The sequence below is a fragment of the Sphingopyxis sp. genome, assembly GCF_036402335.1.
Taxonomy (GTDB): Bacteria; Pseudomonadota; Alphaproteobacteria; order Sphingomonadales; family Sphingomonadaceae; genus Sphingopyxis.
Genome location: NZ_DASWTD010000579.1, coordinates 1 through 11310 on the forward strand (window position 1 = coordinate 1; position 11310 = coordinate 11310).

General features: G+C 63.6%; 8 protein-coding genes. 6 read left to right on the forward strand and 2 right to left on the reverse strand.

Annotation, left to right across the window (positions count from 1 at the left end; translation table 11 throughout):
* Together VGD20_RS18715 and VGD20_RS18720 are read left to right on the forward strand one after the other, a co-directional pair.
* A partial coding sequence (locus tag VGD20_RS18715; RefSeq protein WP_331135887.1) for a TonB-dependent receptor occupies positions 1-1919 on the forward strand: 1919 nt, incomplete at its 5' end.
* A 14-nt stretch (positions 1920-1933) separates the two neighbouring features.
* Positions 1934-2833: an oxygenase MpaB family protein gene (locus VGD20_RS18720; protein WP_331135888.1), complete on the forward strand. Its 900-nt coding sequence runs from the start codon at positions 1934-1936 to the stop codon at positions 2831-2833.
* Here the strand turns inward: VGD20_RS18720 and VGD20_RS18725 are convergent.
* Both VGD20_RS18725 and VGD20_RS18730 read right to left on the reverse strand, forming a co-directional pair.
* Complete coding sequence (locus VGD20_RS18725; protein WP_331135889.1) at positions 2830-4527, reverse strand: D-aminoacylase; 1698 nt, start codon at positions 4525-4527, stop codon at positions 2830-2832. The genes VGD20_RS18720 and VGD20_RS18725 overlap by 4 nt on opposite strands.
* Before the next feature lie 22 nt (positions 4528-4549).
* Positions 4550-5173 (reverse strand): XRE family transcriptional regulator, encoded by a 624-nt coding sequence (locus tag VGD20_RS18730; RefSeq protein ID WP_331135890.1) that lies wholly within the window; start codon positions 5171-5173, stop codon positions 4550-4552.
* A gap of 142 nt (positions 5174-5315) precedes the next feature.
* Here VGD20_RS18730 and VGD20_RS18735 point away from each other — a divergent pair, with 142 nt between their 5' ends.
* From VGD20_RS18735 to VGD20_RS18750, 4 genes are all read left to right on the forward strand, one after another.
* Positions 5316-7295 (forward strand): serine hydrolase domain-containing protein, encoded by a 1980-nt coding sequence (locus VGD20_RS18735; protein WP_331135891.1) that lies wholly within the window; start codon positions 5316-5318, stop codon positions 7293-7295.
* Positions 7295-8299: a dipeptide epimerase gene (locus VGD20_RS18740; RefSeq protein WP_331135892.1), complete on the forward strand. Its 1005-nt coding sequence runs from the start codon at positions 7295-7297 to the stop codon at positions 8297-8299. Before VGD20_RS18735 ends, VGD20_RS18740 begins: the two co-directional genes overlap by 1 nt.
* Positions 8300-8453: 154 nt before the next feature.
* Positions 8454-10751 carry a TonB-dependent receptor gene (locus VGD20_RS18745; RefSeq protein ID WP_331135893.1) on the forward strand — a complete coding sequence of 766 codons (2298 nt, stop codon included), beginning with the start codon at positions 8454-8456 and terminating at the stop codon, positions 10749-10751.
* A gap of 20 nt (positions 10752-10771) precedes the next feature.
* Positions 10772-11310: DUF1611 domain-containing protein (locus VGD20_RS18750; protein ID WP_331135894.1), on the forward strand; the 539-nt coding region annotated here is incomplete at its 3' end.

The following is an 11310-nucleotide window of genomic DNA, read 5'->3' on the forward strand; positions in this document are numbered from 1 at the left end:
TCGAAGGCCATCTCTCGGGGCCGCTCGGTGAAGGCATTGCGGCGCGCATCGCGGTGCGCAGCGAGAACAGCGACAAGGGGTGGCAGATCAGCAATTCGCGCCCCGACGAACGCCTCGGCCGCGTCGACAAGCTCGGCATCCGCGGCTCGCTGTCGATCGATCCGGGTCCGGGGACCAGCATCGATCTGTCGGTTACTTGGTGGCAGAACAAGTCGGACACGGTCGCCGGCCAGGGCATCGGCTTCACCCCCGCCACCAACCCGGTATCGGGAACCAGCAATTCGCGCCTGTTCAACGTCCCGGGCCTCGCTACCTATCTGGCGAACAATCTCCCGACGAAGGCGAGCCAGGCCGACTGGGCGCCCGAGGCGGGGCGGTCCGCCGACATCGGCCGCGGCGCCGGCCTGCCCGGCGACCTCGCGGAAAACAACCGCTTCTGGGGCCTCAAACTGCGCGTCGACCAGGATGTCGGCGACACGGTGAAGTTCGTCAGCCTGACCAGCTACAATGATTTCCAGCGCAAGGCGCTGTCCGACTGGAGCGGCGCGCCGTTCGAAGTCCTGCTGCAAAAGGCGGACGGACGGATCAAGAGCTTCGCGCAGGAAATCCATTTCGAGGGCGAGACCGGCGCGGTGAACTGGCTGGTCGGCGGCTATTACGGGCATGACAAGATCGTCGACAGCAACCGCACCTTGCTGGGCGAAAATGCGAACGCGCGGTTCATCCGGGCGGTGCCGTTCATCATCGTACCGGGGGTCAACCTGCTCGACACGCCCTTCAACTCGGGCAATTATACCGCCGCCGATATGGCAACCGCCTTTCGCACCTATGAGGACATCGGCACGATGAACACGAAGACGTGGAGCGTCTTCGGCAACGCCGACGCCGAACTGACCGAACAGCTCAAACTGACGGTCGGGCTGCGCTATACCGAAGACAAGCAGGACTATGTCGGCTGTTCGCGCGACTACAAGGGCAGCATGCTGCCGAACGTCAACGTGGTGAACCGCTTCCTCTTCTCGGCCGGCGGAACGCTCCCGATTCCCGATCCGATCGTCGAGGGACAGTGCAACACCTTTGACGACGCCACGAACAGCTTCGGTCCGGTCGTCTCGACGCTCGACGAGAATAACCTCGCCTGGCGCGTCGCGCTCGACTGGTCGCCGAACGACGACACGCTTGTCTATGCGTCGGTTTCGCGCGGCTACAAATCGGGGACGTCGCCGGTCAACGCGGCGAGCAAGGCGCGCCAGAATGCGCCCGTGACGCAGGAAAAGCTGACGGCCTATGAAGTGGGCGTGAAGGCGACGCTGGCGGATCGTCTACTGCAGGCCAATTTCGCGGCCTTCTATTATGATTACAAGGACAAGCAGATCAGCACCTATTTCGCCGATCCGATCTACACGGCGCTGTCGCGGCTCGACAATGTGCCAAAGTCCAAGGCCTATGGGCTGGAAGGCGAACTGACGCTGCGTCCCGCCGAGGGCGTGACGATCGCCGCCAACGGCCTGTGGCTGAAAACGCGGGTGATCGACTATATCGGTACCAATGCCGCCGGCCAGCCCGAGAATTTCGACGGGGCCGAGTTCATCTATAGCCCGCGGTTCCAGGGCAGCATCGTCGCGGCCTATGACACGCCGTTGACCGGGACGCTGGATCTCAACGGTGCGGTCAGCCTGCGCTATCAGGGCAAGGCGAACACGATTTTCGAGGATGATCCGCTCTACAAGATCGCTTCCTATGCCGTCGTCAATGCCAGCCTCGGCCTCCGGCACGAGAGCGGCTGGTCGGCTTCGCTGTGGGCGAAGAACCTGTTCGACAAATATTACTGGTCGGCGGTCGCGAGCAACGCCAACGTCGTCGTGCGTTTCGCCAACCAGCCGCGAACCTTCGGGCTCACGCTGGGTTACGACTTCTAGAGGAGGCGGCACAGGTGGTACGCGCGCCGATGCAGGGTGACTATCTGGGAACGGCGATCGATTTCGCTGCGCCTGTTGGTGAGCCCGCGCTGCTGGCGCCCGACAGCGTCCAGTGGCGCGTGTACAAGAATCCGATCGCGCTTGGCATCGGCGGCATCGCTGCGGTGCTGCTCGAATTCGCCGAGCCGCGCATCCGGTCGGGGGTGTGGGATCATTCGACCTACAAGGCCGACCCGATCGGCCGCTCGCGCCGCACCGGGCTTGTCGCGATGCTCGCCTGCTACGGACCCGCAAGCGCGGCGAAGCAGGTGATCGGGCAGGTCAACCGTCTGCACGGCAAGGTGAAGGGCGAAACGCCGGCCGGCGACAGATATCGGGCACTCGATCCGGTGCTGCTCGACTGGGTCGCGGCAACCGCATCCTACGGCTTCCTGATGGCTTATGACCGCTTCGTCCGTCCGTTGAGCGATGCCGACAAGGATCGCTTCATGCGCGACGGCGACGCGATCGGGTGCGAGTTCGGCGCGCGGCATACACCGCCGACGGTTGCCGCCTTCATCGCGATGATGGACGAACTCGAACCCCGCTTCGAGCCGCATCCGATCATCTTCGAATTTCTCGATATCATCCAGTCGGGTCGTGCGGCGCCGGGCGTGCCACCTTTTCTCCACCGCGCGATTGCGCGCGCCTCGGTATCGCTGCTGCCGACGCATATCCGCGGCAAGCTCGAACTTGGCGCACGCTATGATCTCACGCGCTTCGACCGTACCGCGCTGCGCATCGCGGGCCGGCTCGCCGACCGGTACGTCGACCGCGCGGCGCCGCATTGTCAGGCGAGCGTCCGGCTCGGCTTGCCGTATGACTTCCTGTTCAAGTCACCCGCCGAGCAGCAACAACTGCTCGCAACGGCTTAGGAACAGCGGTTGAAGCCGGCCCCGCGCACGGCGCGTCCGGGTGTCGCGCCGCTATGCTCGCCGTTCCGCAGGACGCCGACGCCGTTGACGAACACATCGCGCATCCCGACCGAATATTGATGCGGCTTTTCGAAGGTTGAGCGATCGCCGATCGTCGCCGGATCGAACACCACGACATCGGCATAATAGCCGGGCTTCAGCGCGCCGCGGTCCTTGATACCCAGATTGGTCGCGGGCAGGGTGGTCAGCCGGTAGATGGCCTGTTCGAGCGGGATCAGCTTCTCGTCGCGAACATAACGGCCGAGGAGCCGCGAAAAATTGCCATAGGTGCGCGGATGCGCGCCCGATTTCAGGAACACGCCTTTGGTCGCTTGCGACGCGGCATCCGAGCCGAAACTCATCCACGGCAGCTGGATCTGCTTTCGCACATTGTCTTCGGACATCAGGAAATAGACGGTGCCGACGCGCGATCCGTCCTCGACGACGAGATCCATCGCGACCTCTTCGGGCGGTTTGCCGCGCATCGCTGCGACCTCGGCGAGCGTCTTGCCGGTCAGCGGCTTCAGTGCGTCATTCTTGAAACCCGACAGGATCATTTTGTCGGCACCCGCGCCGAAATAGAGATTTTCCCAATCGCTGCCGGGCTGCTTCATTTCGGCGGCGACGCGCGCGCGGATCGCAGGATCTTTGAGCCGTTTGATCCATTCCTCGAGCCCGCCAGCCTGCACCCATGTCGGCATCGCGGCGTCGAGCCCGGTCGCGCCCGCGGTGTAGGTGTACATGTCGGTCGTGATCTTCAGCCCCGCGGCGCGGGCATCCTCGATCTTCTTCACGACCGAGTCGAATTTACCCCAATTGCTCCGCCCCGCCATTTTGAGGTGGTAGATTTCGGCGGGCGCCCCCGAGCGCCGCGAGATGTCGATCAACTCGTCGACGGCTTCCTCCAGCCGGTCGCCTTCGGATCGCATATGGCTGATATACATGCCGCCGCATTTTGCGGCTTCGCTGGTCAGCGCGACGAGTTCGTCGGTCTCGGCGTAGGAACCCGGTGCATAGATGATCGAACTGCCGACCCCCATCGCGCCCTCGTTCATCGCCTGCTTTACCAGCGCGCGCATCCGGGCGAGCTGGTCGGGCGTCGGGTCGACATCGCCTTCGCCCAGTTCGTGGACGCGCACCGTTGCGGCGCCGACGAAGCTTGCGATGTTGGTCGAAATACCGCGCTTTTCCAGCCAGCCGAAATAATCGCCGAGCGTGGTCCACTCGATCGGATATTTGATGTCGCCCTGTCGTTCGGTTTCGAGGGCCTTCATCGTCGCGTTCATCGGCCCCATCGACCAACCTTCGCCCATCACCTCCAGCGTCACGCCCTGCCGGATATCGCTCTGGCTTTTGGGATCGGCGATCAGCGACTCGGTCGCCCAGCTCAACATGTTGATGAAGCCCGGCGCGACCGCCATGCCCCTGGCGGCCACTTCGCTCTTCGCCGTGCCGTCGACCTTGCCCACCGCGACGATGCGGTCGTCCTTGATCGCGACATCGCCGACAACGGGCGGTCTGCCCGATCCGTCGTAGATCGTGCCGCCGCGGATGATCAGGTCATAGGCCGGTGCCTGTGCAGCCACCGATGCCGGGAGCAGCATCGAACTGCAAAGCAGCACGAGCGAAGGGGCGAAACGCCGGTGCGATACCATCTTTTGTCTCCCGGAAATCAGGTCAGCCGTGCAGGCTCATCAACGAGTCCATCAGCCCGTCGTCGGCGCTCGAGCAGACGCCGAGCACCAACGCCTCCTCAAATCCCTCGGCGACGACATAGGCGTGGCCCATTGAAGAATCGATATAGATGCCCTGGCCAACATCGAGCGTGACCGGGTCGTAGAATTCGCTGTGCACCTCGATCCGTCCCTCGAGGACATAGATGAACTCCTCGCCCTGATGATGGACGAGCTCGCCGAATTCGCGGGCGCTGTGCGCGCGGATCCGCGTCAGGATCGGGATCATCCGCTTCTGGCGCAGGTCGGTGCAGAGATAGTGATAATCATAATTGTCGGTCGTCACCCGCGCGGCGCGTTCGATCGTCCCGATGCTGCGGCGACCGGTGACGCGGGGGCTGTTGTCCTCTTCATCCTCGGCAAACAGATCCGACATGCGGATCTTGAGTCGCTGGCTGAGCTGCTGGAGCTTGTCGTAGCTGAGCGTCAACCGGTCGTGCTCGACCTTCGACAATGTCGAAACGGGGATGCCCGAGTTGGCGCTCATTTCCTTGAGCGTCCAGCCATTTCGCGCGCGAATTGACTTCATCACCGCGCCGAGCGTCGGCGGGGTTGCACGGTCGGCCATCAGTTTTTCCATTCCATATTTGACAATTTTCTAATCAGGATCATTATGTCCCTATCGGGCCAATAGATGTTGGTCCCTTGGTAAGGGGTCGCGCGGCTTGCTGCAAGATGTGACAGACCGCGACAATGAAAAGGGGAGAGCGATGCGTTTCATTCGAAAGGCGATGATCGGGCTGGCGGCATTCGCTGCGCTGCCGCTGGCGGCGCAGGGGCCGGTCCCGGCACCAACGGTGAAGAAAGTTGAAACTGCCGCCGTTCCGGTTGCGAAAACTGCCGCGGCACCTGTCACGCTTGATGCCAAGGATCTCGAAGCCTGGCTCGACGGCTATCTGCCCTATGCGCTCGAGCGCGGGCGGATTCCGGGCGCGGTCGTTGTCGTCGTGCGCGGCGATCAGGTCGTGCTCGAAAAGGGCTATGGCTTCTCGGATGTTGCCAAGCGTGCGCCGGTCCTGCCCGAGACGACACTTTTCCGTCCCGGATCGGTGTCGAAACTCTTCACCTGGACGGCGGTGATGCAGCAGGTCGAGGCAGGCAAGATCGATCTCGACAAGGATGTGAACGCCTATCTCGATTTCAAGATTCCCGCCTATCAGGGCAAGCCGATCACGATGCGCAACATCATGACGCACACCGCGGGTTTCCAGGAATCGGTGCGTTACCTGATCAGCAGCGATCCCAAGGCGGTGATGACGCTGAAGAAGCAGATGCCGCTGGCGCTGCCCGATCGTGTCTTCGCGCCGGGGACGACGCCGGCCTATTCGAACTACGCGACCGCGCTCGCCGGCTATATCGTCGAGCGCGTCAGCGGCGAGCCATTCGACAATTATGTCGAAAATCACATTTTCACGCCCCTTGGCATGACGCATTCGTCGTTTCGTCAGCCGCTTCCCGCTGCGCTCGCGCCGCATATGTCGAAGGGTTATCCCGACATCACCCAAAAGGCCCAGCCGTTCGAGATGGTGATCCCGGCGCCAGCGGGCAGCCTGTCGGCCAGCGGTGCCGATATGGGCAAGTTCATGATCGCGCATCTCAAGGACGGCGCGGGGCTGCTCAAGCCCGAAACCGCCAAGCAGATGCATGATTTCAAGGCGCCCGGCGTTGGTCCGCTCAACAGCATGGCGCTCGGTTTCTACGAGCAATGGGTCAACGGCCACCGCGCGATCGCGCACGGCGGCGACACCGTGTGGTTCCACAGCTATCTGTGGCTGTTCCCCGACGCCGACATCGGCGTGTACATCTCGATGAACAGCCCCGGAAAAGCGGGCGATGCGGGCGCGGTGCGCAGTGCGCTGTTCCACAAGTTCGCCGATCGTTACCTGCCGGGCACCGAAAAACCGGGACAGGTCGATGCCAAGACGGCCGCCCAGCATGCCCGGATGATGGTCGGCAATTATATCAGCAGCCGCGGGTCGTTCACCAATTTCATGAGCCTGGTCGGTCTGTTGGGCCAGGCGACGATCGGGGTGACCGAAGATGGCAAGATCACGCTCCCGGCGCTCGACGGCCTTGGCGCCGGCGCGCGCGACTGGGTCGAGGTCGAGCCCTTCGTGTGGCGCGATACCGGCACGGGCGAACGGCTCGCCGCCGAGGTCAAGGACGGCCGCGTCGTGCGCTGGAGCATCGACGCCGGTTCGCCCTTCATGGTGTTCGAGCCCGCGCCCGCCAGCGTCAACGCGGCGTGGCTCAATCCGGCGCTGATCCTCGCCTTCGGCATCATCGTGCTGGCCGCATTGGCGTGGCCGGTGCGGGCGCTGGTGCGGCGGAACTTCAAGGCGGACTTTGCGCTCGAAGGCAAGGCGCGTCGCGCGTATCGTTTGTCGCGCATCTTCGCCTGGCTCGCGATCGGCGCGCTCGCCGGCTGGTTCGGTCTGATTGCGGCCTTCTCGGCCGATATCGGCAGTATCGGCGGCCCGCTCGACTGGCTGATCCAGCTGCTGCGCATCGTGACTCCGCTTGCTGCCTTCGGCCTGCTTGTCACCGCGGGCTGGCATCTGTGGCTCAGCATCAAGGACAAGCGCCGCTGGACAATGAAGCTCGGCGCGGTGTTGTTGATCCTTGCCGCGCTGGTGCTCGTCTGGGTGACGTTGGCCTTCCACCTCTACGGGTTCGGGATGGTCTATTGATGGCGACGCAGCGCACGCGGGAATTGACGCTCGACCTTCGGGTCGAGCGCTTTCCCTATCACCAGCCGTTCCGCATTTCGGGCCATGTCTTCACCGAAACCGCGCTGCTCGTCGCCGAGCTTTCGGACGGCACGCATGTCGGGCGCGGCGAGGGCGCCGGGGTCTATTATCTTGGCGACGACATCGCGCATATGCTGGCCGAGGCGACGCGGGTCCGGAGCGACATCGAGCGCGGCGCCACGCGCGAAGATTTACAGGATCTTTTGCCTCCCGGTGGCGCGCGCAACGCGCTCGACTGCGCGTTCTGGGATATGGAGGCCAAGCAGGCCGGGCTTCCGGTCTGGGAACTTGCCGGGCTGAACCCGCCCAAGGCGCTGCGCTCGACGCTGACGCTCGGCGCCGACCGCGCCGAGGCCATGGCAAAGGCAGCGCTGGCGATCGATCCCGAGGCACCGGTCAAGGTCAAGCTGACTGGCGACCTTGACGACGATATCGCGCGCGTTGTGGCGATCCGCACCGCGCGGCCGCACGCGTGGATCGGCGTCGATGCCAATCAGGGTTATGATATCGAAACGCTCGCCGGACTGCTCCCCGTGCTCGTCTCGACGCGCGTCGCGCAACTCGAACAGCCGCTGAAGCGCGGCCGCGAGGCCGACCTCGACGGACTCAAGCGCCCCTTGCCGTTCGTCGCCGACGAAAGCGCGCTGTCCCTTGCCGATACCGCCTCGCTCGTCGGCCGCTTCGATGTCGTGAATATCAAGCTCGATAAATGCGGCGGCCTGACCGAAGGACTGGCGATTGCGCGGCAGGCGAAGAAGCTCGGCCTCGACGTCATGGTCGGCAATATGATGGGCACCAGCCTGTCGATGGCGCCGTCCTTTCTCGTCGGCCAGCTTTGCGACATCGTCGACCTCGACGGCCCGACCTTCCTTGCGCACGATCGCGATCCGGGCGTCGAATATCGCGGCGGCATGATTCATTGCCCCGCCGGAATTTGGGGCTGATGCTAGCGATATGTCCTGTATGGGTTGACAATTTTCCAATCAGGTCAATAGTTCTGACAGCGAAAAGGCCGATCGGCCGCATATTCGAACGATAATATAAGGGCCGTGCCGGTGGCTGCTCCGCTGTCCGCTCGCCCAGCCTTGGGGGTAGAAGATGAAAAAAGGGCTCTGGATTACGGGAAGCATGGTCGCGTTGGCGATCTCGATGCCGGCGAACGCGCAGGATGCGGCATCCGACAACGAAATCGTCGTCACCGCGCAAAAGCGAACGCAGGTGCTGAGCGAAATTCCGCAATCGATTTCCGTCGTCGGCGGCGAAAAACTGCAGCAGCAACAGGCGACGAGCTTTGTCGACTATGCGGCGCTCGTCCCGGGACTAAGCCTGCAACAGGCAAACCCGGGCCAGACACGCATCGTCCTGCGCGGCATCAACACCGGTGGCGCCAGCCCGACTGCGGCGGTCTATATCGACGAGACGCCCTTCGGGCCGAGCACGGGGCAAAGCAACGGCGCGGTGCTTGCTGGCGACATCGACACCTTCGATATCGAGCGCGTCGAAGTGCTGCGCGGGCCGCAGGGCACGCTCTATGGTGCGAACTCGCTCGGCGGCCTCCTGAAGTTCGTAACGGTCGCGCCGAAGCTGGGCGTCGTCGAGGCGCGCGCGCAGGCGGGGGCCGAAATCACCAAGGGCGGCGACCCCGGCTGGAATGCGAACGGGGTCGTCAACGTCCCGCTTGGCGACATGCTCGCGCTGCGGGTCAGCGGCTATTATCGCAGCGTTGGCGGGTTCATCGACACCGTCGGTATCGCGCGCGAAGACGCCAATGATTATCGCAGCTACGGCGGCCGCGCATCGCTGCTGTTCCAGCCGGCGGACAATCTGTCGGTGCGGCTTACGGCGATCGCGCAGAATATTCGCGCAAATTCACGCGGCACCTATGATGCCGATCCCGCGACGCTGGAACCGCTGGCGATCGATCCGAACACGGGAGCGTCGACCGAAGGCCGCCTGACCCGGTCCGAATTCTATCCGGAACAGAATAATGTCGATTACCGGCTCTATAATGGCACGATCGATTTCGACCTGGGTCCGGCTTCGCTGACGTCGGTCACCAGCTATGGCAAGCTGACGCAGCGTGAAGTTTATGACGCGACCTATCAATTGGTTGGTGTCGCCGATTCCATCTATGGCGGCCCGGGCGTTGGTCCGCTCGGCATGACCTTCCCGGCATTGGCCGGACAGAAGAAGTTCACGCAGGAGATCCGGCTGCAGTCGCCGACCAGCGACAGTTTCGAATGGCTTGTCGGCGGATATTATACGCATGAGAAGGGGCGCCTTTTCCAGCGCTACCTGCCGTTCACCCTCGCGACCGGCGAAGCGATCGATCCGGCGCTGACGCTGCCGGCCGGACCGGACGGCGCCGATGTGACTTTCCCGGATTTCCTGCGCGCCGACCTCGACTCGGTGTACAAGGAATATGCGGGTTTCGGCAGCGTGACCTGGTATGTTTCGTCGCGGTTCGATATTACCGCCGGTGCCCGGTACAGCCATAACAAGCAGCGGACACGCCAGTCGCTCGACGGCTCCTATCTCTTCTTCGTCGGCTCGCCGGTGATCCCCGAGGTCGTCAACGGAAAATCTTCGGAAAATGTATTCACCTGGTCGATCGCGCCGCGTTTCGAGCTTTCGGACAACGCCACCCTCTATGCGCGCGTTGCCAAGGGCTATCGCCCCGGCGGGCCGAATGTCGTGCCGCCCAATTCGCCGCCCGACTATCCCTCCAAATATAGCGCCGATACGCTGATCAGCTACGAGGCGGGCATTCGCGCCGAAACCCCGGACCGCAGCTTTGCGATCGATGCTTCGGTCTATTACCTCGACTGGCGCGACATCCAGGTGCTGGTGACCTATGACACGTCGATCGGCCCGGTGAACGCCGACGGCAACGGCGACAGCGCCAGCAGTGCGGGCGCTGAAATTACCGCGACAATGCGTCCCGTGCGCGGCCTCGATGTGGTGCTCAATGTCGCCTATAATGACGCCAAGCTCGACGAGGACCTGCCGGCCGGCAACGGCGGATATGCGGGTGACAGGCTGCCCTACGCCCCGGCGTGGACCGCCAATCTGTCGGCCGACTATGAATGGGAAATCGGCAATGCAACGGCTTTCGTCGGCGGAAATATCCGCTTGCTCAGCGACCAGCTCAGTGGTTTCGACGACACCTATCGAACCGACTTCGGACGGCGCATGACCATCGACGGCTATGCCGTAGCCGACCTGCGCGCCGGCATCCGGCTCGATCGCTTCAACCTGTCGCTTTATGCGAAAAACATCGCCGATAAACGGGGACTGACAAGCGCCGGCCAATATGGCGCGCGTCCGGGGACGGCGGTCCTGGCGGCGCCGATCCGGCCGCGTACGCTCGGCTTCACGCTCGGCCTCGATTTTTGAATTGCGAAGGACTCGATTTGATGAATGCGCCTATCGGCAGGCTGGAAGGCAACCTGACTCTGCCGCAGCCCTATCTGTTATTCCTCGGCGACACGACCAATGCGGCCTATGCCAAGACCGCCTTCGGTCTCGCCGACTGGGCGGGTGATCGCTGCACGGGCGAATGGGCGATCGACGGTTGCACCGTTTCGACCGGCCTGCCGCGCCTCTCGCCCGCCGATGCGCGGGCAGCGGGCGCGCGGTCGCTGGTGATCGGCGTTGCCAATCAGGGCGGCATCATCGGTGCGGCGTGGGTCGCGGTGCTCGTCGAGGCGATGGAAGCGGGGCTCGACATCGTCAACGGGCTCCATACCAAGCTGACAAGCGTTCCCGCGCTCGTCGAGGCCGCGGCGCGGACAGGGCAGCGGCTCATCGACATCCGCACCCCGCCGCCCGCGATTCCAATAGGGACCGGGCGCAAGCGCACCGGCAAGCGGCTGCTCACCGTCGGCACCGACTGCGCGCTCGGCAAGAAATATACTGCGCTCGCGCTGCACCGCGCCTTTGTCGCGCGCGGCCT

Coding starts and splice junctions, on each gene's coding strand:
- VGD20_RS18730 (WP_331135890.1), bottom strand. CDS start 5,173: ATGGCCGACCGTGCAACCCCGCCGACGCTCGGCGCGGTGATGAAGTCA.
- VGD20_RS18745 (WP_331135893.1), top strand. CDS start 8,454: ATGAAAAAAGGGCTCTGGATTACGGGAAGCATGGTCGCGTTGGCGATC.
- VGD20_RS18740 (WP_331135892.1), top strand. CDS start 7,295: ATGGCGACGCAGCGCACGCGGGAATTGACGCTCGACCTTCGGGTCGAG.
- VGD20_RS18725 (WP_331135889.1), bottom strand. CDS start 4,527: ATGGTATCGCACCGGCGTTTCGCCCCTTCGCTCGTGCTGCTTTGCAGT.
- VGD20_RS18735 (WP_331135891.1), top strand. CDS start 5,316: ATGCGTTTCATTCGAAAGGCGATGATCGGGCTGGCGGCATTCGCTGCG.